Here is a 22,230-nt window from a genome sequence, read left to right as displayed (position 1 = left end):
ATATAAGGAGCATCAAGATGTTTGCAGCCGTTCTTCACGAACCGAAAAAACTTCTCATCGACGAACTCGACGCGCCCCAGCCGCAGCCGGGACAAGTGCAGATCCGCGTGCGCGCGGGCGGCATCTGCGGGTCGGATCTCTCCTATTACTTCAAGGGCAAGAGCGGCGACTTCGCCGTGCGCGAGCCGTTCGTGCTCGGCCATGAAGTCGCGGGCGAAGTCGCCGCGCTCGGCGAGGGCGTGAGCGGTCTTGCCGTCGGCCAGCGCGTCGCGGTGAATCCGGGACTCAACTGCGGCGTGTGCCGATATTGCGTCAAAGGCATGCCGAACCATTGCCTGAACATGCGCTTCATGGGCAGCGCATCGACGTTTCCGCACATGCAGGGCATGTTCCGACAGTACATCGCCGTGAGCGCGCATCAGTGCGTGCCGGTGCCGGAGGGCCTCGACTTCGCGCAGGCATCGATGGCCGAGCCGCTCGCCGTCGCCTTGCACGCGCTGCGGCAGGCCGGCACGCTCGTCGGCGCGAAGGTGCTGCTGGTCGGTTGCGGACCGATCGGCTGCATTTTGCTGGCCGTCGCGAAGCGGGCGGGCGCGCATCGCATCGTCGCGCTCGATCTCGCGGAAAAGGCGCTCCAGATGGCGACGACGCTCGGCGCCGACGAAACCGTACTCGCCAACGATCAGGCGCGCATCGACCAGTGGGCGCAGCAGCGCGGGACGTTCGATATCGTGCTCGAAGCGTCGGGCAGCACCGCCGGCCTCGACACTGCATTGCGCGCCGCCCGCGCCGGCGGCACGGTGATCCAGGTCGGCAACCTGCCGGCGGGGCAGTCGCCGGTGGCGGCGAATCTCGTGATGTCGAAGGAGTTGTGCTATCGCGGCTCGTTCCGTTTCACTGACGAATACGCCGTCGCCGCCGACGAACTCGGCGCGCACAAGATCGACTTGCGTCCGCTCATGACGCACGCGTTTCCGCTCGAAGAAGCGAATCGCGCGTTCGAAGTCGCGCAAGACCGCAGCCAGTCGATGAAAGTCCACCTGCATTTCGACTAACCTCTCGCACCAACCGCCCGGAAAGAAGCGGCGCAACAGGAGACTCACCATGATCAAGAGCCAGCGATGGTTCGTCGTCGGCCTGCTGTTTTTGGCGGGCATCATCAATTACCTCGATCGCGCCGCGCTTTCGATTGCCGCGCCGCTCATCCAGAAGGACCTGAACTTTTCGCATGCGCAGATGGGCATCGTGTTCAGCAGCTTTTTCGTCGGCTATGCGCTGTTCAACTTCATCGGCGGCGTGGCCTCGGACAAGTACGGCGCGAAGAAAGTGTTCGGCGGCGCGATGGGCATCTGGTCAATCTTCTGCGGCGCGACCGCGCTCGCGGGCGGACTCGTCTCGCTGATCGTGCTGCGCGTGCTGTTCGGCATGGGTGAAGGCCCGTTCAGCTCGTCGAACAGCAAGATGGTGAACAACTGGTTCCCGCGCCGCGAAGTGGCGAGCGCGATCGGCGTCATCAGTTCGGGCACGCCGCTCGGCGGGGCGCTCGCGGGGCCGGTCGTCGGCTATATGGCGATCCAGTTCGGCTGGCGCTGGGCGTTCGTCGTGATCATGCTGTTCGGGTTCGCGTGGCTCGTGCTGTGGTCGCTCACGACCACCGAACACCCGCAGCAGAACAAGCGCGTGAAGGCCGCGGAACTCGATCTGATCGTCGCAGGGCAGCAGCAGGCTTCGTCGATGGAACAGGCGCCCGCGGGTCAGAAGACGGGTCTGGGCTTCTACCTGAAGCAGCCGATCATCCTCGCCACGGCGTTCGCGTTCTTCGCGTACAACTACGTGCTGTTCTTCTTCCTCTCGTGGTTCCCGACCTATCTGACCGAGGCGCACCACATGTCGTTGCGCGACATGAGCATCGCGACGGTCATTCCGTGGGTGCTCGGCAGCATTGGGCTGGCGGCGGGCGGTTTCATCACCGATTTCATCCTGCGTCTCACCGGCAAGCCGCTGCTCTCGCGACGCATCGTGCTTTCCGTGTGTCTCGGCGCGGCGGCGGTGTGCGTCGGCTTCGCGGGACGCGTCGCGAGCATGCAGGGCGCGGTCGCGTTGATGTCGGTGTCGATCTTCTTCCTGTATGTGACGGGCTCGGTCTACTGGGCCGTTATCCAGGACACGGTGCGGCGCGAGAACGTCGGCGGCGTGGGCGGCTTCGTGCACTTGCTTGCCAACCTCGCGGGCATCATCGGACCGGCGGTGACCGGCTTCATCGTGCAGGCGACGAACGGTCACTACGGCAGCGCGTTCGTGCTGGCGGGAGCGATCGCGGTGCTGGGCGCGTTGTGTGCGCTGGTGTTCATTCGCGAGCCGCGCACGCTGAAAACGGCGGCGGGACGCGTGATAGTATCGTGATAGACCGCGTTCTGAAAGACTGCACATGACAAGCGTTTCCCCAGCGGTTTCACTCGACAGTGTGGACCCGCCCGACACTGTTGCCTCGACAAAACGCGGACGCGCGCGCCGCACACTCGCGACGCAACCGAAGACGCCGCTTCCCGATCTCACGGAGAAGGTGTCGTTCGATTCGCACGAACCCATCGGCAAGCAGATTTTCCGCGCGCTGCGCCAGGCGATTTTCGCGGGCGAGATGGCGCCGGGCACGCCGCTCTCGGAGAAGGAAGTGTCGGAGATGTTCAACGTCTCGCGGCAGCCGGTGCGCGAGGCGTTCATCAAGCTCGTCGAGGTAGGCGTGCTGCAGGTGCTGCCGCAGCGCGGCACGTTCGTCAAGAAGATTTCGCCGCGTCAGGTGCGGGAAGGGCGCTTCATCCGCGAGGCGATCGAGACGGCGGTGGCACGCAAGGCCGCGGTCGCGATCACCGAGGCGCAGCTCGACGAACTCGCCGCCAACCTGCGTGAGCAAAAGGCGGCGGCGAAGGAAAACGATACCGCCGCGTTCCTCGCGCTCGACGAGCAGTTTCACTTCCTGATCGCGCAGTCGATTGATTGCGTGGCGGCGTGGAACACGATTCAGGACATCAAGGCACAGATGGATCGCGTGCGTTATCTGAGCCTTCCCGACGTGTCGCCGCTCGACCTGTTGATCCGGCAGCATGCGCGGATCGTCAGCGCACTGAAGGCGCACGATCCGTCGCTCGCCGAAGAAGCGATGCGCGCGCATTTGCGCGAGATTTTGATCTCCCTGCACCCGATCGCAGAACGCAATCCCGACTGGTTCGAAGCCGACGAACCCGAACGCGTGCCGCTCGCCACCTGAGCGCTCATCCTCATTAAGCCTTGCCTCGACGCCTTGTCTCGACGCCTTGCGGCTTGCGCCGCAAGGCGTTTTGTTTTGCGTAGGCCATTCGGCCGAATTGTTCCATTCCTGCCGACGCGCGATGCTCGATTCGGCGCCATGACTTGGCATTCCTGATGTTTTTCGTGGCGCGTTCGGGAGTCGCAAAAAAAGCGACTTGCATTCACATACCAGTTCGAGTATAAATACATGCAGTCGGATGAAAGGCCGCTCATCTGGGTCGGCAGCAGCAAAAAGGATCTGTGCGCGCTTCCTGCGGAAGTGCGGCAGTTTTTCGGTCACGCGCTCGACGTCGCGCAGCGCGGCGGGCGTCACCCGTCCGCGAAGACAATGCGCGGCTTCAGCGGCGCGGGCGTGCTGGAACTGGTGGAAGACGATGCGGGCGGAACGTATCGCGCGGTCTATACCGTGCGCTACCGCGAGGCTGTGTTCGTGCTGCATTGTTTCCCGAAGAAGAGCAAATGCGGCACGGCCACGCCTGTCGAAGAAATGGACATCGTCCATGCGCGGCTGAAACTGGCGGAAACTCTGGCGAAGGAGCTAAGAAGTGGGAAAACGTATCATTGAAGGCGTCGAATTCGAGATCGGTTCGGGCAACGTCTTTGCCGACCTCGGCTTGCCCGACGCGGAAAAACTCAAGATCAAGTCCGGGCTCGTGTTCGAGATCGCCAAGGCGATCCGGCGTCTCGAACTGACCCAGGAGCAGGCCGCGCGCCGCATGGGTATCGCGCAGCCGAAGGTGTCGGGCCTGCTGCGCGGCGATTTCGCGAATTTCTCCGAGCGCAAGCTGATGGATTGCCTGACGCGTCTCGGTTACGACATCGAAATATCGGTCAAACCGGCCGCCGCGGAAACCGGACACCTCGTGCTTGCGGTGGCCTGAACTTCACGGATGGCCGTAAAGCGCCTTGTCCGCTTGTGAGGCGCGGCGATGCTGGCTCGTGTGCTTCTTCCCGGCGTGCGTGCTTTGAGCCTTTGGATGAGCGGTCGAATGTCGGGCCGGCATCGAAGACTCGCCTTCCGCGAAGTGATAGGTCTCGGCCTGCGCGAGCGTCGAAAACGAAACCAGCGCACACCATGCCGGCACGATCAGCCATTTGCCATGACACATGAACTTCCTCCTGAATTCAGGACCGCAAGCATACACCGGCGCGCCCGCGGGAGAATCGCGCGCTGGCCTTAACGCTTGCGCAGCGGCTGATCCTTCAGGAACCACGCGAGCACGAACGCGATCAATACGACGCCCGCCGCCACCAGATACACCGTATGCATGGAGGCGGCGAAGGCATTCAGATAGTCGTCGTGGAGCGCGGCGGGCAAGTGCTGGATCGCTTGCGGCCCGAGCGAGCGCGGCAGCTCGACGCCCGCCGGAATCGCTGCTTCGAGCCGCGAGCGCAGTCCGTTCGAGAAGATCGCGCCGAAAGCCGCAACGCCCACTGAACCGCCGATCGAGCGAAACAGCGTCGCGCCGGAAGTCGCCACGCCGATCAGGCGAAATTCCACCGCGTTCTGCACGGCAAGCACCAGCACCTGCATCACCATGCCGAGTCCGAGTCCGAGCAGCGCCATGTAGCCATACATCACGTGCACCGGGGTCGCGATCTGCAGGGTCGAGAGCAAGAGCATCGCGCAGGCGACGAGGGCGGTGCCGGCAATCGGAAACGGGCGGTATTTGCCGATGCGGCTGATCAGCCGTCCGCTCACGATCGACGAGAAGAGCACGCCGGCCATCATCGGCGTGACTTGCAGGCCGGCTTGCGACGGCGTCGAGCCTTTCACCACTTGCAGATAAAGCGGCAGGAACGTGACCGAACCGAACAGCGAAAAGCCGACGATAAAGCCGATCAGCCCGCTCAGCACGAAAGTGCGATCCGTGAAAAGCGACAGCGGCATGATCGGTTCGGCGGCCAGCCGTTCTTCGTAGACGAAGCCGCCAATCGAAATCAGCCCGAGCAGGAGCGTGCACCACAACTGCGGCGAACTCCACGGCAGGAGCGTGCCGCCCTGGCTCGTGAACAGGATGATGCAGGTGAGGGCGGACGCGAGAAACGCCGCGCCCATGTAGTCGACCTTGTGGCGGACATGCGCCGTGTGCGGCTTGAAAACGAGCCCGATCACGACGAGCGCGATCACGCCGAGCGGCACGTTGATGTAAAAAATCCAGCGCCACGACAGATGTTCGACCAGAAAGCCGCCCACGAGCGGACCGACCACGGTCGCGAGTCCGAACACGCCGCCGAAGAGGCCCTGATAGCGGCCGCGTTCGGCGGGCGGGATTACGTCGGCGATGGCGGCCATCGTGATGACCATCAGTCCGCCGCCGCCGAGGCCCTGCAACGCGCGCAGCACGATCAACTGCGTCATGTCCTGCGCGACGCCGCACAGAATGGAGCCAGCAAGAAAGATCAGGATCGACGCCTGCAACACGACTTTGCGGCCGAACAGGTCGCCGAACTTGCCATAAAGCGGCACGACGATCGTCGAGGTGAGCAGATACGACGTCACCACCCAGGACAAATTCTCAAGCCCGCCGAGTTCGCCGACGATCGTCGGCAGGGCGGTGGAGACAATGGTCTGGTCAAGCGCGCCGAGCAGCATGACGAGCAGCAGCGCCGTGAAAAGCAGGCGGATCGGCGGCCGTTCAGCGGGTTGCGCAACGGCGGACGAGGCGTCCGCGGCGGTTTGGTGCAAAGATGCCATCGAGTGACTCGATTGAAATTAATTAACACGGAAGTTAATATTAGGCTTCGTCTACTGTCCGGTCAATGGATCTCATGACAAAAGTTGTTACCGAAACTGACAAAGCCGCGCCGCGCAAGGCCGGACGGCGCCCCGGGCGCCCGAGCGGCGCGCACGGCGCCGACGCGCGCGAGCATCTGCTGGACCTCGCGCTCGGGATGTTCGCCAAACAGGGCATTGTCGAGACGACGCTCGGCGCGATCGCGCGCGAGGCGGGCGTGACGCCGGCGATGGTTCACTATTACTTCAAGACGCGCGATCAGTTGCTCGACGTGCTGATCGACGAACGTTTCATCCCCTTGCGCACCGAACTGGGCCGCGCATTCGCCGATCCCGAGGCCGAGCCCGCCGATGCGTTGCGCGCTTTTGCTGAAGCGCTGGTCGCCACGGTCGACAAGCATCCGTGGTTCGCGGCGCTGTGGGTGCGCGAAGTGATCAGCGATGGCGGGCTGCTCAGGCGGCGCATGGCCGAGCGTTTCGGCGACGAGAAAGAGTCGACGATCGCGCGCATCGAGCAATGGCAGAAGGAGGGGAAGCTGAATCCGCAACTGGAGCCGTCGCTGGTGTTCGTGTCGCTGTTCGGCCTGACGGTGTTTCCGCTCGCGACCTGGAAATGGCGCGAAGGCGGACGGCATCTGACGAGCAAGCAGATTGCGCGGCACGCGGTCGCGCTGCTGGCGCACGGGGTCGGGCCGGTGTAGCGCTCTTGTCGACGGATCGCGCGTTTTGCGTCAACTGGCCGCAAATATGACCCGAACGAGCGTGTTCCGAACTTCCCGACGAATGTCGGCGATTCGGCGGGGGCGCTGATCGACCTGTGTTTTGCCGAAAACGACCGCCGCATGGGCGGCTACGACATGCGCCTGCTGCTGCCGAAGCTCGCGCCGCGCTTCATCAAGTCGCGCGCCTGGTTTCCTCTTCGAAACGGCGCGACGCGTCCTCCACGTCTTGCCGGAATTGCGCGAGCGCCGCTGCGTTCGCATCCGGCGGTTGCAGCGCGGCCCACAGCACGTCGATCAGTTCGTTCGCCGTCGTGTCGATCTGAGTCTGACTCAGACGACGCTTCGCGAGCGTGGCATCCCACAGCACATGCTCCATCGGCCCGAAGACGAGCGAGCGCATCAGCCTCAGCGGAATGTCGCCGCGCACGTGCCCGAGTTCCTGCCCGCGCGCGAGCACATTCATCAGCGGCGCGGTGTAGCGACGTTGCAATTCCGTGAGCGTGTCGCTGAGATCGTGCTGCTTCGTGCGTCCTTCCGACAGCACCAGCGAGCACAGCCCCGTGCCGTTCACGAGCATTAACCGCAGATGCGTCCTCACGATGAACGCGAACTGCTGGCGCACGGAGCCGTCGCGCGGCAGGCCTGTTTCGAACGCCTGGATGATTTCGTCGTACCAGTCCGCGATCACCCGGGCGCACAACTCGCGCTTGCCGCTGAAATAGCTGAACACCGTCGCTTCGGAAATGCCCGCGCGCTGCGCAATCTCGGCGCTGGTTGCAGCGTCGTAGCCTTTTTCGGCGAAGACGTCGCGTCCCGCCTGAAGGATGTCCTTCACGCGCTGCTGCGACTTGACGCTCGACGGCGTGCGTCGGCTGGATACGGAGGTAGGGGCGGACATGGCGCGGGAAAGCACGGTAATAAATGTGAGCGTAGCTCAAAAATGTGTTGACGGCCAGCGCAATTGAGCGTGAAATTGGTCAACACGCTCGAGGCGCGCGCTGTGTGAGCAGCACTCATATTCACGGTGCGCCGAAAACATTGAATCTGGAGGAGACACCCATGAATGACGTTCCGGGCCTGAACTTCGCGCTGGGCGAAGACATCGACATGCTGCGCGATTCGCTCGCGAACTTCTGCGCGAAGGAAATCGCGCCGCGCGCCGGCGAAATCGACCGCACGGACCAATTCCCGATGGACCTCTGGAAGAAATTCGGCGATCTGGGCGTGCTCGGCATGACGGTCGCTGAGGAATACGGTGGCGCGAACATGGGCTACACCGCGCACATGGTCGCGATGGAGGAGATTTCGCGGGCGTCGGCGTCGGTCGGGTTGTCGTATGGCGCGCATTCGAATCTGTGCGTGAACCAGCTTCACCGCAACGGCACCGAGGCGCAGAAGCGCAAGTACCTGCCGAAGCTCGTTTCCGGCGAGCACGTCGGCGCACTGGCGATGAGCGAGCCGAACGCGGGTTCGGACGTCGTCAGCATGAAGCTGCGCGCCGACGAAAAGGGCGACCACTACGTGCTCAACGGCACCAAGATGTGGATCACGAACGGCCCGGACTGCGACACGCTCGTCGTCTACGCGAAGACGGACATCGAAGCGGGCGCGAAGGGCATCACGGCGTTCATCGTCGAAAAGGGCATGAAGGGCTTTTCGGTCGCGCAGAAGCTCGACAAGCTCGGCATGCGCGGCTCGCACACGGGCGAACTCGTGTTCGAGAATGTCGAAGTGCCGAAGGAGAACATCCTCGGCCAACTGAACGGCGGGGCGAAAGTGCTGATGAGCGGGCTCGACTACGAGCGCGCCGTGCTGGCGGGCGGGCCCACCGGCATCATGCTCGCGTGCATGGACGCGGTCGTGCCGTATATCCACGATCGCAAGCAGTTCGGGCAGGCCATCGGTGAATTCCAGCTGATTCAGGGCAAGGTCGCCGATCTTTATACGACCTTGCAGGCCTGCCGCGCGTATCTGTACGCGGTCGGACGCCAGCTCGATACGCTCGGCTCAGGCCACGTCCGGCAAGTGCGCAAGGACTGCGCCGGCGTGATTCTGTACACCGCCGAAAAGGCGACGTGGATGGCCGGCGAAGCCATCCAGATTCTCGGCGGCAACGGCTATATCAACGAGTATCCGGTCGGACGTTTGTGGCGCGATGCGAAGCTGTATGAAATCGGCGCGGGCACGAGCGAAATCCGCCGGATGCTGATCGGACGCGAACTCTTCGCTGAAACGGCATAAGAGCGCGCCATGCCGATCATCGAAACCAAACTGAATCCGCGCGGCGAAGAGTTCCGCACGAACGCGGCGGCGCTCGAAGCGCTCGTCGCGGATCTGAAAGAAAAAGTCGCCAAACTCGCGCTCGGTGGCGGACAGGCGGCCCGCGACAAGCACGTGTCGCGCAACAAGCTGCTGCCGCGCGATCGCATCGCGCAACTGCTCGATCCGGGCACGCCGTTTCTGGAACTGTCGCAACTCGCGGCCTACGGCATGTACAACGACGACGCGCCGGGCGCGGGCGTCATCACCGGCATCGGGCGCATCGCGGGACAAGAGTGCGTGATCGTCTGCAACGACGCGACGGTCAAGGGCGGCACCTACTATCCGGTCACGGTCAAGAAGCATCTGCGCGCGCAGGAAATCGCGGAGCAGAACCGGCTGCCGTGCGTGTATCTCGTCGATTCAGGCGGCGCGAACCTGCCGAATCAGGACGACGTGTTCCCCGATCGCGATCACTTTGGGCGCATCTTCTACAACCAGGCGAACATGTCGGCGCAGGGGATTGCGCAGATCGCGGTCGTGATGGGTTCGTGCACGGCGGGCGGCGCCTATGTCCCGGCGATGAGCGACGAATCGATCATCGTGAAGAATCAGGGCACGATTTTCCTCGGCGGCCCGCCTTTGGTGAAGGCCGCGACCGGCGAGGAAGTGAGCGCCGAAGACCTCGGCGGCGGCGACGTGCACACGCGTCTGTCCGGCGTCGTCGATCATCTCGCGCAGAACGACGCGCATGCGTTGGGCATCGCGCGGAGCATCGTCGGGAATCTGAATCGCGTGAAGACGGCGCCGCTCGCGCTGAAAGAACCGCTGCCGCCGCGCTACGATCCGCAAAGCGTCTACGGCGTGATTCCCGTCGATACCCGCAAGCCCTTCGACGTGCGCGAAGTGATCGCGCGCATCGTCGACGATTCCGCCTTCGACGAATTCAAGGCCCGCTACGGCACGACGCTCGTCTGCGGTTTCGCGCATATCTGGGGCCATCCGGTCGGGATCGTCGCGAACAACGGCATCCTGTTTTCGGAGTCGGCGCTGAAGGGCGCGCATTTCATCGAACTGTGCTGCCAGCGCAAAATTCCGCTCGTGTTCTTGCAGAACATCACGGGCTTCATGGTCGGGCGCAAGTACGAGAACGAAGGCATCGCGAGGAACGGCGCGAAAATGGTGACGGCCGTGGCGACGGCGAAAGTGCCGAAGTTCACGGTGATCATCGGCGGCTCGTTCGGCGCGGGCAATTACGGCATGTGCGGCCGCGCGTATTCGCCGCGTTTCCTGTGGATGTGGCCGAACGCGCGCATCTCGGTGATGGGCGGCGAACAGGCGGCGTCGGTGCTCGCGACCGTGCGGCGTGACGGCATCGAAGGCAAGGGTGGAAGCTGGTCGAAGGAAGAAGAGGAGGCGTTCAAGGCGCCGATCCGCGAGCAGTATGAGCTTCAGGGGCATCCGTATTACGCGAGCGCGCGTCTCTGGGACGACGGCGTGATCGATCCCGCGCAGACGCGCGACGTGCTCGGTCTCGGGCTCGCCGCGACGATGAACGCGCCCATCGAGGACACGCGTTTCGGCGTGTTCCGGATGTGATGCTCCCTCTTTTACTCAAGGCTCAGCCATGTTCAACAAAATTCTGATCGCGAACCGCGGCGAGATCGCGTGCCGCGTCGCGGCGACGGCGAAGCGCATGGGTATCGCGAGCGTCGCCGTCTATTCCGATGCCGACGCGAAAGCGAAGCACGTCGCCGTGTGCGATGAAGCGGTGCACGTCGGCGGTGCGGCGGCGGGCGAAAGCTATTTGCGCATCGAACGCATCATCGACGCCGCGCTGAAAACCGGCGCGCAGGCGATCCATCCGGGCTACGGTTTCCTTTCCGAAAACGAGGACTTCGCGCGTGCCTGCGACAAGGCGGGACTGGTGTTCATCGGCCCGCCGGTCGAGGCGATCTCCGCGATGGGATCGAAGGCGGCGGCCAAGGCGCTGATGCAGACGGCGTCGGTGCCGCTCGTCCCCGGCTATCACGGCGACGATCAGGACGCCGTGCTCCTGCAACGCGAAGCGGACCGCATCGGTTATCCGGTGTTGTTAAAAGCGAGCGCGGGCGGCGGCGGCAAGGGAATGCGCGTCGTCGAAAAGAGCGCGGACTTCGCGGCGGCGCTTGCTTCGTGCAAGCGCGAGGCGGCGTCGAGTTTCGGCAACGATCGCGTGTTGATCGAAAAGTATCTGCTGCGTCCGCGCCATGTCGAAGTGCAAGTCTTCGCCGACAAGCACGGTGGCGCTGTCTATCTCTTCGATCGCGATTGCTCCGTGCAGCGCCGGCACCAGAAGGTGCTGGAAGAAGCGCCCGCGCCGGGTCTCTCCAATGAAGTGCGTCGCGCGATGGGCGAAGCCGCCGTCGCCGCGGCGCGCGCGGTGAATTACGTGGGCGCCGGCACCGTCGAATTCATCATGACGCAGGACGGTCAGTTCTATTTCATGGAGATGAACACGCGCTTGCAGGTCGAGCATCCGGTGACGGAAATGGTCACGGGTCTCGATCTCGTCGAATGGCAGTTGCAGGTGGCGTCGGGCGGGCCGCTGCCGTTGAAACAGCAGGAGCTGAAAGTCGACGGCCACGCGATCGAAGCGCGCATCTATGCGGAAAATCCGTCGCGCGGATTTTTACCGTCGACGGGCACGCTCAAGCATCTGCGCATGCCGCAGTCGGATCAGTTCACGATAAGCGGCAACGTTCGTATCGACAGCGGTGTGCGCGAAGGCGACACCATCACGCCGTTCTACGATCCGATGATCGCCAAGCTGATCGTGCACGGTCGCGACCGCGCCGATGCGCTCGCGCTGATGGCGCGCGCGTTGCGTGAATTCGAAGTGATCGGGCCGCACACGAACGTCGAGTTCTTGCAGCGGATCGTCGCGAGCGAGCCGTTCTCGACGGGCGATCTCGACACCGGCCTGATCGAGCGTCATCACGACACGCTGTTCGCACCGTCGACCGTGCCGCAGAAAGCAGCGCTCGCGCTGGCCTGCGCCGCCTTGCTGACCCGCGAAGGCGGCGAGGCGCACGGCAACTCTCCGTGGGACGCGCTGTCGCACTGGCGCATGGCGGGCGGCTACGCGCAGGACCTGAACTGGCGCGCGATCGCCACCGATGAAACGCTGCAAGCGGTGTTCACGCGCGAATCGACGGCGATGCACGTCAACGACAAGCGCCTCGAACTGCTCGGCGAAAGCGTGCGCTTCGACTGGTCGCATGGAGACGAGCCGCATACGTTCGCGGTGCTGCTCGACGACACGCTCATCAAGGGCCGCGTGTTCATCGACGGCGACGTTTTTCACGTGTTCTATCAGGGCGCATCGCTCGCGTTCGAATGGCAGAACCTGATGGCCCACGCCGCCGACGCCGAGCACGAAGGGCGTCTGACCGCGCCGATGCCGGGCAAGGTCATCGCGGTGCTGGTGGAAACGGGGGCATCGGTGGAAAAGGGCGCGCCGCTGCTCGTGATGGAGGCGATGAAGATGGAGCACACGATCGTCGCGCCTTCGGGCGGCAAGGTCGGCGAGATTCTCTTCAGCGTCGGCGACCAGGTTGCCGACGGCGCCCAACTGCTCGTCATGGAAGCCAGTTGAGCGTCGGCTTGCGCGGACCGACCAGCGTTTCCGTCGTCTCCGCCTTGACCAGAATCTCCACGCGCCGGTTCAACGCACGCCCTTCGGGCGTGTTGTTACTGGCGATCGGCTGGAGGTAGGCCATTCCCTTCGTCCTGATGCGCGCGGCAGGCACGCCGCGTGCAACGAGCGCATCAGCGACCGCCTCGGCGCGCGCCGCGGAAAGCGAGTCGTTATACGCGCGCGTGCCTTCGTTGTCGGTATGGCCTTCGACCAGGATTGGCCGCGAACTGCGCTTGAGGAGCGCGGCGGCGCGGTCGAGCATGGGCGCGCTCGCGGGGCGGATGGCCGCGTCGTCGGTCTCGAAGAGCGTCGCTTCGGACATGCGCATCTCCACGCCATCCTTACCCGGATGCAGGACGACGCCGTATCGGGCGTTCAGGGCGTCTTCACGCGACCGGTCGAGACCGGACGAGCAGCCGGCGACGAAAACGGAGAGGACACACAAGCTGCTGATGGTTCGAATGGCTGTCACAACGACCTTACGTAGCGGATTGCCCGAAGCAAGTTAGGTCTGATTATATGTAATGGACCGCCGCACTTTGTAAAAGAACATGGGCGCACGGCTGACCAGCCGACGACGCGCGATCCATCCTTACGAGCGTGAGCATACAATGCAGCGCGCGCCGGACCTGGCCGGCGCGCCGTCCTTCCCGAACCACGCGCACCCGAATCCACGCAATGATCCAACACGAGCACATGTCCACCGAAGAGGAAGTCCGCGCGAAGCGCCTGCAACGGTCGGCATCGGCGGTGCTTTACGCCGCGCTCGTCGCGCTGGCGCTCTGGACGATGAGGTCGTTCATCCCTGCGGTCGTCTGGGCCGCCGTGATCGCGATCGCGCTGTGGCCCGCCTTCGGCTGGCTCACGCGCCGGCCGTGGCTTGGCCGGCACACGTCGCTGCTCGCCATCGGCCTGACGGTGGCCGTCGGGCTGTTGTTCGTCGGGCCGTTCGTGATCGTCGCGACGCAGGCGGCGAGCGAAGCGCGCGACACGCTGCGCTGGTTCCATGACGTGCTGCGCTCCGGCATCGCGCTGCCCGAGTGGGTCCAGCGCCTGCCGATGGGCTCGCAGCAGGTCGCGTCGTGGTGGTCGGCGAATCTGGCGACACCGCTCGAATCGTCCCCGGCGGTGCAGAAGCTGCACAGCGCGACCTTCGTCGAGATGACGCGCCACTTCGGCGGGCGGCTCGTGCACGGTCTCATCATTTTCGGGTTCATGCTCGTCACGCTGTTCTTCATCTTTCAGGCGGGGTCGAGGCTCGGCGAGCAACTGTTCGCGGCGTCGCGGCGCGCGTTCGGCGCCGAGGGCGCGATGCTCGCGCGCCGCATGGCCGACTCGGTGCGCAGCACGGTCGTGGGTCTCGTCGTCGTGGGGCTGGGCGAGGGCGCGCTCCTCGGCATTGCCTACGCGATCACCGGCGTGCCGCACGCGACGCTGCTCGGCATGCTGACCGCCGTCGCGGCGATGCTGCCGTTCTGCGCGCCGATCGTTTTCCTCGGCTCGGCGCTGTGGCTGCTCGCGCAAGGCGCGATGGGGGCGGCGATCGGCGTCGCGGCGTTCGGGCTCGTGGTGGTGTTCATCGCGGAGCATTTCGTGCGGCCGGTGCTGATCGGCGGATCGGCGCGCCTGCCGTTCCTGCTCGTGCTGTTCGGGATTCTCGGCGGCGCCGAGACGTTCGGGCTGATCGGGCTTTTCATCGGCCCGGCGCTGATGACGATCCTCGTCGTGCTCTGGACCGACTGGGTGCGATGAAGCGCCGGTCGGACGGCTTTCAGGCGGTAGAATCTCCCGATCCCGGAACCCTTCGAGCGACTGACTTGTCTTCTGCGCGACCCTCGCCGAAACCGCGCCCGCGCTTGCCGCGCAGCGCGCGCATGCCGTGGCAGCCGCGGCACGCGCGCATGCTCTTCACGCGCCCGGCCGTCTCGCCGCAACGCCTGCTGTTGCGGCGCATCTACCTGGTGTTCGCGCTGTGCCTGCTCGCGTTCGCCATTCTCTACATCGACCGGGACGGTTTGCGCGACGCGTCGAAGCCGCCCAACGAACCGATGAATCTGGTCGACGTCGTCTATTTCACGATGGTGACGGTCGCGACCGTCGGCTATGGCGACATCGTGCCGGTGACGGCGCGCGCGCGTCTCGTCGATGCGCTGCTCATCATGCCGATCCGCGTCATCATCTGGTTCATCTTCCTGGGCACCGCGTACCAACTGGTGATCCAGCGCATCGTCGAGGAATATCGCATGAAGCGTCTGCAACGAAACCTGCGCGACCACATTCTCGTGTGCGGCTACGGGCTTGCCGGGTCGATCGCCGTGCGCGAACTGCTGGAAAGCGGCACCGACGCGCGCCGCATCATCGTGATCGACACCAGCGAGGCCGCGCTGGAGGCGGCGACGTCGGTCGGCGTGACGGGCCTGCTCGGCGATCCGTCGCGCGAGGACATCCTGCGCGAGGCGCAGGTCGCGCGGGCGCATGCGGTGATCGTCGCCGTTACCGACGATCCGACCGCGATCCTCGTCACGCTCTCGGTGCGCAGCTTCGCGCCGAAGGTGAAGATCGTCGTGCGGGTTCAGGAGCACGTGTTCCAGCGGCAGTTGCGGCAGGCGGGCGCCGACGTGATCGTTTCGTCGACGAAGATCGGCGGCCTGCTGCTCGCCGATGCGGTGGAAACGCGCTACGTCGTGCCGTTCGTGTCCGACATGTTGCAGGCGCGCGGACGCGTCACGCTGCTCGAACGCGTGGCGTTGCCCGCGGAGATCGGGCAGATGACCAACGAGGTGAAGGGCGCGATCGTCGTGGGACTCGCGCGCGACGGAAAAGTGATGGAGTTCTACGAAGACCCGCACGTCGCGATCGAGGCGGGCGATACGCTCGTGATGATCCGCTCGTCGCGGGGCGAGGGGAAGCCGGCGGCCTAGTTCGCCGCTTGCGACGGCTTGCCGGCGCGCTCCTGCATGCACACCCACGGCGACACCACGACGGCCCACAATTCCGGATCGCGCGCGGCGAAATCGGCGGCCGTTTCGGCCTGAACGCGTTCGATCAGCCCGGCCGACAGCCATTGCGCGACCTGTTTCGTATCGTCGCTGGCGACGCTTTCGGCAACGCTCACGAGGTCGAGATCGCGCGCGACCTTGATGAGCACGCCGCGCGCGAAAAAGCGCTCGAGTTCGGACCAGCCGATCTGCGCGGTTTCGCCGAGGAGCTTGACGTAGAGCGGGGAGGGGGAAGGTGCGTCGGACATGGCGGCGGGGCGTCGAAATGAGTCGGATTTGATGCGTCCGACACTATAAACCATGTGCCGGACGCCCCTGCCATCGCGCGCCCCGATGCAGCATCAGAGATCGAAGAAAACGGTCTCCTGCGGACCTTGCAGATAAATGTCGAAACGGTAGATCGTGCTCGACGTGCCCGGCTCGCGCTTCGCGATCAGCGTGGCGCGGCGTTCTTCGGGAACGCTCGCGAGCACGGTGTCCTTCGCGTTGGCTTCGCTTTCGTCGTCGAAGTAGAGGCGCGTGTACGCGTGCAGCAGCATGCCGCGCATCAGCACGATGACGTCGATGTGCGGCGCGGTGTCGTCGCCGGTCTTGCCGGGTTTCACCGTGTCCACGACGAAGCGCAGCTTCGGGTCCGTGCCGGTGCCCACGCGCGCGAACCCGCGAAAGCCCGACTTGCGCGCTTCCTCGACGGTCTGGACGTAATGCCCGGTCGAATCGGCCTGCGCCATTTCGATGACGGCGTCGCCGACCACCTTGCCTTCGCCGTCGTACACGTTGCCGACAATCGAAATATGCTCGCCCGTCGCTTCGCGGTCCGCGATCGACGGCGTGAAGAGGCTCTTCAGGTCGAAGTTGTACTGCTCGGGGCACAGGCCGTAGGCGAAGTACGGTCCGACCGTCTGCGAGGGGGTCTGTTTCAGTGCGGTCATGGTTCAGGCCTCCGTCGGGGTTTGGTCAGGGCCGCGCAGCACGATGTCGAATTCGTAGCCGAGCGCATAGGCTTCTTCCGTCGTGTCGATGGAAAAGCGCGAGACCAGGCGTTCGCGCGATTGCTCCGGAATGCCCTGGTAGATCGGGTCGAGCGCGAGCAGCGGATCGCCGGGGAAGTACATCTGCGTGACGAGGCGCGAGCCGAAGTACTCGCCGAAAAGCGAGAAGTGGATGTGGTTCGGCCGCCAGGCGTTCGGGTGATTGCCCCACGGGTACGCGCCCGGCTTGATAGTGAGAAAGCGATAGCGGCCTTCGTTGTCGGTGATGCAGCGGCCCGCGCCGAGGAAGTTCGGATCGAGCGGGGCGTCGTGCTGGTCCGCCTTGTGGACGTAGCGTCCGGCGGCGTTCGCCTGCCAGATCTCGACCAGCGTCTTGCGCACCGGGCGGCCGCCTTCGTCCAGCACACGGCCCGTCACGATGATGCGTTCGCCGAGCGGATCGCCGTTCTTCGCTGCGTTCTTCGTGAGGTCGTTGTCGAGCGCGCCGAGGTCTTCGGCGCCGTACACCGGCACGCGACGGTCGCGCAGGTTTTCCTTCAGCGGGATCAGCGGTCGCGACGGGCTGCGCAGCACGGAAGAGCGGTATCCCGGCGAGCAGTAGGGCGGATGCGATTCCCAGTCGCGCGGTGTGAGGATCGATGAGGTCATTCGACTGTCTCCTGTTATGTGTGGTCAATGGGATATTGCTGAAGACTACTTTAACGAAGCTTCGAAGTTATGGAAAATGACGTTTTATGCCTCCTGCCATAACGATTCGTCATGGATAACGACCTCACCAATACGCGCGTCAAATTCCGTCATCTCCAGTGTTTCCTGGCCGTGACGCAGCTAGGCAGCGTCCAGCGAGCCGCCGACAGTCTGTCGATCACCCAGCCGGCGGTATCGAAGACGCTCAGCGAACTCGAATCCATTCTAGGCGTCCGGCTCTTCGAGCGTGGTCGCCGCGGTGCCGTGCCGACGCGCGAGGGGCGTCTCTTCGCGCCGCATGCGAGCGCGTGCGTGGCGGCGCTGCGCGAGGGCGTCGATGTGCTGCTGCGCGAAAGCGGCGACGTGCCGGGGTCGGTCGCGATCGGCATCTTGCCGACCGTGGCGACCGCGCTCCTGCCGCGCGCGCTGGCAGAGTTCCGGGCGCAATGGCCGGCGGTGTCCGTGAGCGTGTGGACCGATGCGAACGCGCAGCTCCTCGCGCGGCTGAAAGCGGGCGAAGTAGATTTCGTGATCGGGCGCGTGTCCGATCCGGAAGGCATGCACGGGCTATCGTTTGAGCAGGTGTATCGCGAGCCGCTTGCGGTCGTCGTGCGGCGCGAGCATCCGCTCACGCTGGAGGCGCCGCTCACGCCCGCGCTGCTCGCGCGCTTTCCCGTCGTCGTGCCGCCGTTCGGCACGTTGATCCGGCAGTCGGCGGAGAGCGTGCTGACGGCCTTCGGCGCGCACGCGCTGACGGCGTTCGTGGAGACGCTGTCGGTGTCGCTCGGGCGTGCGCTCGCGCTCAACAACGATGCCGTCTGGTTCGTGCCGGCGGGCGCCGTCGAGCGCGACATCGCGTTCGGGCTGCTCGCCGCGCTCGCGATGCCGTTCGCGGGCACCGACGAACCCATCGGCCTGATCCGCCGCACCGACGCCGCGCGCACGCCCGTCGAGGAAAGTTTGATCGATGCGATTCGCGACGCGGGCCGCGCGCGCATCGGTACGAAATAGCCGGTGCGGCGTGCGACGCGGGGGCGCGGAGCACAAGTTACCGGGTGCGTTCAATGCTGCGACGAAATCGGCGCGTATGGCGTTTTCGGGCGATACTGGTGCAACAAACGACGTGTCCCGCGGTCAGATGGCAGAGCGCGCCGCCGGCCGCTTTAGCGCTGTGAATCTGGTTGTCAACCTGCCGTCAGCTTTAAGGAAGATGAAGACCGTATTGCTCGTCGACGACGACCCCGCCACCATCGAAGCCTGGACGATCTGCATGCAGGACGCGGATTGCGCGGTGCTTTGCGCCTACGACGGCAATGCGGCGCTCGCGCTTCTCGCGGAGCATCCCGTCGACATCGTCGTGTCCGACTGGATGATGCCGGGCTTAGGCGGCGCGCTGCTGTGCCAGACAATGAAAAACGACACGGCGTTTGCAAGGATTCCCTTCCTGATGATTTCGGGTCACCCGAATCCGCCGGCGTTCGTGAGCTACGACGGCTATCTGCAAAAGCCCGTCGACATGGAGACGCTGCTTTCGGCGGTCAACCGGCTCTGCGCCGCGAAAGCGCGGCCGCTTTACTGAACGCTTGCGGCTTATCGCAATGCCGCGAGCGCCTCGTCCATCTGCGCTTGCGCGAGCTTGTTCAATTCCTGCGGAATCGTGCAGTCGAGCGGCAGCGTCGGCGTGACGATCACGCGGATGTGTCCCGGTCCCTCGGGCCAACCCTTCGCCGGCCAGACTTTGCCCGCATCGTGCACGACCGGCACCACCGGCACCCGCGTCGCGCAGGCGAGCCGCACGCCGCCCGACGCGAGCTTGAGCGGCGCGTCGTGTGCCACGCGCGTGCCTTCAGGAAAGATCACCACGGCGTCGCCTTTTGCGAGCTTGTCGGCGCATTCGCGCGTGACGGCCTGATGCGCCTGCCGCAGCGATCCGCGATCGAGGCTCACCATATCCAGTCCGACCAGCACCCAGCCGAAGAACGGCACGCGCTTGAGTTCGCGCTTGAAAACGAAGCTGATGCGGCGCGGAAAGAGCGCCATGAACGCGAGCGTTTCCCAGGTCGATTCATGGCGGCACAGCATGATGAACGGCCCGTCCGGCAGATGTTCGAGCCCTTCGACCGAACACGTGATGCCGCAGATCACGCGCAGCATCGCGACCATCGCGCGGCACCAGAGCCTCGCAAGCCAGTAGCGGCCGCGCCGTCCGACGAACGGAAACAGAGGCAGAATCAGGATCGACCAGACGATGCCGCTGCCGAGAAGATAAGTGGAGAAAAGCCGCTTGACGAATGTTCGGTGCATCGAAACGCTTTGAAAGAAAGGAAGAGGTAAGGATCGCGTCTCGCGCGACCACCCGAAGCATAGCCCGACAGGCGGCGCGTGTCTGGCCCGATGGCTTATGCTGCGGCACATACGCTTGTTTCAGTCGAAGGAGAATCCATGGTGCAAGAGTCGACAGCCCAACCCGTCGATTTCGAAGAAGGCATGCTCGACGTCGGTGAAGGCCACGCGATCTACTGGCGCGCGCAGGGTCCGCGCGACATGCCGTCGATGCTCGTCGTGCACGGCGGGCCGGGCGGCGCGATGAACGTCAAGTGGGCCGAGGTGCTCGATGCGTCGAAGTGGCGGATCGTCTTCTTCGACCAGCGCGGCTGCGGCAAGTCCACGCCGTTCGGCAAGCTCGAACACAACGGCATCGACGCGCTCGTCGGCGACATGGAGAAGCTGCGCGTCGCGCTCGGCATCGACAAGTGGGCGCTCTTCGGCGGCTCGTGGGGCACGACGCTCGGTCTCGCATACGGCATCGCGCATCCGGCGCGCTGTCTCGGCTTCCTGCTGCGGGGGGTGTTTCTCGCGCGGCGCGAAGACATCGACTGGTTCCTGTGGGACGTGCGCCGCGTGTTCCCGGACGCGCACCGCCGCTTTCTCGATGCGATCGAAGCGGCGTGCGGCCAGCGTCCGCGCAGCGCCGGGGAGATTCTGACGCTCGCGGAAGCGCCGCTCGTGCGCTTCGACGATGCCGGCACCCGGCTCGCGCGCGCGTGGACGGCGTACGAGACGACGCTGTCGGTCGTGAACAAGCCGGCGCCGGCGCAGGAAAAACCGGCAGAAGAGAAAAAGGAAACCGGCGAATCCAATGCGCCGGCTGTCTCGATGGCGCTGCTCGAACGTCACTACATGGCAAACGAGTTGCCGCCCGAGCCGTTGCTGCCGCGCGTGCCGGCGATCGCGCATCTGCCGTGTCATATCGTGCATGGCCGCTTCGACATGGTCTGCCCGGCCGATCAGGCGCTCGAACTCGCGGAGCGTTGGCCCGGCGCGGAGCTTTCCATCGTCGATGCCGCCGGCCACTGGACCTTCGAGCCGGGCAACGTCGCCGCTTTGCGCGCGAGCGGCGAAGCGCTGTCGAAGGCGCTTGCCTAGAGAATCGCGGCGGCCTGCGTGGAGAGCTTCTGCCAGTCGATATCCGTGCCCACGACGATCCACGCGCCGCGATAGCGCACCGCGACCGTCAGCGTCACGCACAGCGACGCGCCCGTCACCGACAGATACGGCGCGCTCGCGATCAGCTGTTCGCGCGAGGCGAGGGCGTCGGCGAAATAGGCGCGGTTGTCCCAGCGTCCCGTCGACGGATCGGCGATCGGCGCGAACCGCTCGCCGGCAGGCCGCGCGGCCGCGCCGGGCAGCGCGGGCGAGAACGCGCGGCCGCGCTGGTCGAGAAAGAAGCAGTTCGACGTGCAAGGCAAGGCGAGCAGCGCGGCGCATGCGGCCTCGGTCGACGCGCCGTCCGAGAGGCGCGCGATGGCGTCCTCCAGTTGCGAGCGGTACGGCGTCAGAAGGAGATCGCTCGCGAGGCGCTCGGCGTGGCGCATCTGCGTGAGCGTATCGAAGACGGTCTCGAAGAGCATCGCCGCCGACGCCGTCTGGACGAGCTCCGGCGCGGGCCGGCCGAACAGATAGCCCTGCACGAAATCCACATTTGAACGTGCCGCGAGCAGCAGGTCCTGCTCCGTCTCGATGCCTTCGGCCACCACGAACATGCCCGACTCGTGCAACAGGCCGACGAGCTTCGGCAGCAGCGCGTCGCGCAGATGGGCGGCCTGCGTGCGCACGAGGCTGCGGTCCAGCTTGACGATGTCGGGCCGAAGCGTCAGCAGCCGGTCGATGTTCGAATGGCCGGCGCCGAAGTCGTCGACGGCGACGAGAAAGCCCTGCGAGCGGAACGCGTGCGTCGCTTGGGCGATCCGGGCAAGCTCGGTGCCGCCCGATTCCAGCACTTCGATCACGATGCGCTCCGGCGCAAGCCCGCACGCGCGCGCGAGCGCGGCGAGTTCGGCCGCGTAGGCGGCGTCCGTGAACGTCGACGGATTGATGTTCAGAAAAAGCCAGGTCGCGGCGGGCAGGCGCGTTGCTGCACTGGCGAGGTGCGTGGCATGGCTCGTGCGATCCAGCAGCGCGACCGAGCCTTCGACGATCGCCTTGCCGAACAGGTCGAACGGCTCGATAGGCGGCGCGGACGGCGCGATCCCGCGCAGCAGCGCCTCGTAGCCGACCGCGCGCTGGTGCGGCAGGCTGAAGATCGGCTGCAGGTACGAGGCGAGCGCGATGCCGTCGAAGGTATGCGCGGCGTGCGTCACGCCGGACGCCCGCGACGCGCGACGGTACGGCGGCTAAACGGCGAGGGCAGACGCAGCATGCGAGGACGCTCGAACATGATGAATGGCCGCATGGCCCGGCGCGTGCGGCGCGAGCCCAGCCTGATCCGGAGATTTCGATACACACGTTATCGGTCGGACGGGCGCGGACTTGAGCGCGCTGTGCTCGTCGCGGTTTTTCGTCCCGTTGA

At 65.1% G+C, this 22,230-nt stretch carries 23 protein-coding genes; 14 read left to right on the top strand and 9 right to left on the bottom strand.

Annotation, left to right across the window (positions count from 1 at the left end; genetic code table 11):
• Positions 1 to 17 precede the first annotated feature (17 nt).
• The 5 genes from AWB66_RS16570 to AWB66_RS16550 all read left to right on the top strand — a co-directional run bounded on the left by AWB66_RS16570 (position 18) and on the right by AWB66_RS16550 (position 4,187).
• Positions 18 to 1,055 carry an L-idonate 5-dehydrogenase gene (locus AWB66_RS16570; protein WP_087631188.1) on the top strand — a complete coding sequence of 346 codons (1,038 nt, stop codon included), beginning with the start codon at positions 18 to 20 and terminating at the stop codon, positions 1,053 to 1,055.
• A 49-nt stretch (positions 1,056 to 1,104) separates the two neighbouring features.
• A complete protein-coding gene (locus tag AWB66_RS16565; RefSeq protein WP_087631189.1) occupies positions 1,105 to 2,403 on the top strand; it encodes an MFS transporter in 1,299 nt (432 codons plus the stop codon).
• Between the two features lie 25 nt (positions 2,404 to 2,428).
• On the top strand, positions 2,429 to 3,265 hold the full coding sequence (locus AWB66_RS16560) for a GntR family transcriptional regulator (protein WP_087631190.1): 837 nt from the start codon (positions 2,429 to 2,431) through the stop codon (positions 3,263 to 3,265).
• Positions 3,266 to 3,493: 228 nt separating this feature from the next.
• Entirely contained in the window at positions 3,494 to 3,871 is a 378-nt protein-coding gene (locus tag AWB66_RS16555; protein ID WP_087631191.1) for a type II toxin-antitoxin system RelE/ParE family toxin, read from the top strand.
• Positions 3,852 to 4,187, top strand: coding sequence for a helix-turn-helix domain-containing protein (locus AWB66_RS16550; protein WP_087631192.1), 336 nt, complete (start codon positions 3,852 to 3,854; stop codon positions 4,185 to 4,187). The genes AWB66_RS16555 and AWB66_RS16550 overlap by 20 nt, the downstream gene beginning before the upstream one ends.
• A gap of 3 nt (positions 4,188 to 4,190) precedes the next feature.
• On the opposite strand, the gene AWB66_RS16545 is transcribed toward AWB66_RS16550, so the two are convergent.
• Both AWB66_RS16545 and AWB66_RS16540 read right to left on the bottom strand, forming a co-directional pair.
• Positions 4,191 to 4,415 carry a hypothetical protein gene (locus AWB66_RS16545; RefSeq protein ID WP_087631193.1) on the bottom strand — a complete coding sequence of 75 codons (225 nt, stop codon included), beginning with the start codon at positions 4,413 to 4,415 and terminating at the stop codon, positions 4,191 to 4,193.
• 68 nt (positions 4,416 to 4,483) lie between these two features.
• On the bottom strand, positions 4,484 to 6,004 hold the full coding sequence (locus AWB66_RS16540) for an MDR family MFS transporter (RefSeq protein ID WP_087631194.1): 1,521 nt from the start codon (positions 6,002 to 6,004) through the stop codon (positions 4,484 to 4,486).
• A 74-nt stretch (positions 6,005 to 6,078) separates the two neighbouring features.
• Between AWB66_RS16540 and AWB66_RS16535 the strand changes: the two genes are divergently transcribed.
• A complete protein-coding gene (locus tag AWB66_RS16535; protein WP_407642286.1) occupies positions 6,079 to 6,744 on the top strand; it encodes a TetR/AcrR family transcriptional regulator in 666 nt (221 codons plus the stop codon).
• 193 nt (positions 6,745 to 6,937) lie between these two features.
• Here the strand turns inward: AWB66_RS16535 and AWB66_RS16530 are convergent, their stop codons facing one another.
• The gene (locus AWB66_RS16530; RefSeq protein ID WP_087631196.1) at positions 6,938 to 7,663 is read right to left on the bottom strand and encodes a TetR/AcrR family transcriptional regulator; all 726 of its coding nucleotides are present in this window, start codon (positions 7,661 to 7,663) and stop codon (positions 6,938 to 6,940) included.
• 161 nt (positions 7,664 to 7,824) lie between these two features.
• Between AWB66_RS16530 and AWB66_RS16525 the strand changes: the two genes are divergently transcribed.
• The 3 genes from AWB66_RS16525 to AWB66_RS16515 are packed head-to-tail and all read left to right on the top strand — an operon-like array spanning position 7,825 to position 12,661.
• Positions 7,825 to 9,006 carry an isovaleryl-CoA dehydrogenase gene (locus tag AWB66_RS16525; protein WP_087631197.1) on the top strand — a complete coding sequence of 394 codons (1,182 nt, stop codon included), beginning with the start codon at positions 7,825 to 7,827 and terminating at the stop codon, positions 9,004 to 9,006.
• 9 nt (positions 9,007 to 9,015) lie between these two features.
• Positions 9,016 to 10,623, top strand: coding sequence for a carboxyl transferase domain-containing protein (locus tag AWB66_RS16520; protein WP_087631198.1), 1,608 nt, complete (start codon positions 9,016 to 9,018; stop codon positions 10,621 to 10,623).
• Between the two features lie 28 nt (positions 10,624 to 10,651).
• Entirely contained in the window at positions 10,652 to 12,661 is a 2,010-nt protein-coding gene (locus AWB66_RS16515) for an acetyl/propionyl/methylcrotonyl-CoA carboxylase subunit alpha (protein ID WP_087631199.1), read from the top strand.
• Here the strand turns inward: AWB66_RS16515 and AWB66_RS16510 are convergent.
• On the bottom strand, positions 12,645 to 13,025 hold the full coding sequence (locus AWB66_RS16510) for an OmpA family protein (protein WP_235021128.1): 381 nt from the start codon (positions 13,023 to 13,025) through the stop codon (positions 12,645 to 12,647). The genes AWB66_RS16515 and AWB66_RS16510 overlap by 17 nt on opposite strands.
• A 374-nt stretch (positions 13,026 to 13,399) precedes the next feature.
• Here AWB66_RS16510 and AWB66_RS16505 point away from each other — a divergent pair, with 374 nt between their 5' ends.
• Entirely contained in the window at positions 13,400 to 14,455 is a 1,056-nt protein-coding gene (locus tag AWB66_RS16505; RefSeq protein ID WP_087631275.1) for an AI-2E family transporter, read from the top strand.
• A gap of 122 nt (positions 14,456 to 14,577) precedes the next feature.
• Positions 14,578 to 15,624 (top strand): potassium channel family protein, encoded by a 1,047-nt coding sequence (locus AWB66_RS16500; RefSeq protein WP_235021129.1) that lies wholly within the window; start codon positions 14,578 to 14,580, stop codon positions 15,622 to 15,624.
• On the opposite strand, the gene AWB66_RS16495 is transcribed toward AWB66_RS16500, so the two are convergent.
• The 3 genes from AWB66_RS16495 to pcaH all read right to left on the bottom strand — a co-directional run bounded on the left by AWB66_RS16495 (position 15,621) and on the right by pcaH (position 17,342).
• Positions 15,621 to 15,950: a DUF2288 domain-containing protein gene (locus AWB66_RS16495; protein ID WP_087631201.1), complete on the bottom strand. Its 330-nt coding sequence runs from the start codon at positions 15,948 to 15,950 to the stop codon at positions 15,621 to 15,623. The two genes, AWB66_RS16500 and AWB66_RS16495, sit on opposite strands and share 4 nt — an antisense overlap.
• 93 nt (positions 15,951 to 16,043) lie before the next feature.
• Positions 16,044 to 16,634, bottom strand: a complete 591-nt coding sequence (gene pcaG, locus AWB66_RS16490) for a protocatechuate 3,4-dioxygenase subunit alpha (RefSeq protein WP_087631202.1) — start codon at positions 16,632 to 16,634, stop codon at positions 16,044 to 16,046.
• 3 nt (positions 16,635 to 16,637) lie between these two features.
• Positions 16,638 to 17,342 (bottom strand): protocatechuate 3,4-dioxygenase subunit beta, encoded by a 705-nt coding sequence (gene pcaH / locus AWB66_RS16485; RefSeq protein ID WP_087631203.1) that lies wholly within the window; start codon positions 17,340 to 17,342, stop codon positions 16,638 to 16,640.
• Between the two features lie 111 nt (positions 17,343 to 17,453).
• Between pcaH and pcaQ the strand changes: the two genes are divergently transcribed.
• Positions 17,454 to 18,392: a pca operon transcription factor PcaQ gene (pcaQ, locus tag AWB66_RS16480; protein WP_087631204.1), complete on the top strand. Its 939-nt coding sequence runs from the start codon at positions 17,454 to 17,456 to the stop codon at positions 18,390 to 18,392.
• A 199-nt stretch (positions 18,393 to 18,591) separates the two neighbouring features.
• The gene (locus AWB66_RS16475) at positions 18,592 to 18,960 is read left to right on the top strand and encodes a response regulator transcription factor (protein WP_235021130.1); all 369 of its coding nucleotides are present in this window, start codon (positions 18,592 to 18,594) and stop codon (positions 18,958 to 18,960) included.
• Between the two features lie 11 nt (positions 18,961 to 18,971).
• Here AWB66_RS16475 and AWB66_RS16470 read toward each other — a convergent pair whose 3' ends face one another.
• A complete protein-coding gene (locus tag AWB66_RS16470; protein ID WP_087631206.1) occupies positions 18,972 to 19,685 on the bottom strand; it encodes a lysophospholipid acyltransferase family protein in 714 nt (237 codons plus the stop codon).
• A 138-nt stretch (positions 19,686 to 19,823) separates the two neighbouring features.
• Here AWB66_RS16470 and pip point away from each other — a divergent pair, with 138 nt between their 5' ends.
• A complete protein-coding gene (gene pip / locus AWB66_RS16465; RefSeq protein ID WP_087631207.1) occupies positions 19,824 to 20,807 on the top strand; it encodes a prolyl aminopeptidase in 984 nt (327 codons plus the stop codon).
• Here pip and AWB66_RS16460 read toward each other — a convergent pair.
• Positions 20,804 to 22,021 (bottom strand): EAL domain-containing protein, encoded by a 1,218-nt coding sequence (locus AWB66_RS16460; RefSeq protein WP_087631208.1) that lies wholly within the window; start codon positions 22,019 to 22,021, stop codon positions 20,804 to 20,806. The genes pip and AWB66_RS16460 overlap by 4 nt on opposite strands.
• Between the last annotated feature and the right edge of the window lie 209 nt (positions 22,022 to 22,230).

The organism is Caballeronia telluris (assembly GCF_001544495.1).
Taxonomy (GTDB): domain Bacteria; phylum Pseudomonadota; class Gammaproteobacteria; order Burkholderiales; family Burkholderiaceae; genus Caballeronia; species Caballeronia telluris.
Note: the sequence above shows the minus strand (reverse complement) of the source record. Positions and strands in the feature narration are given on the sequence as shown.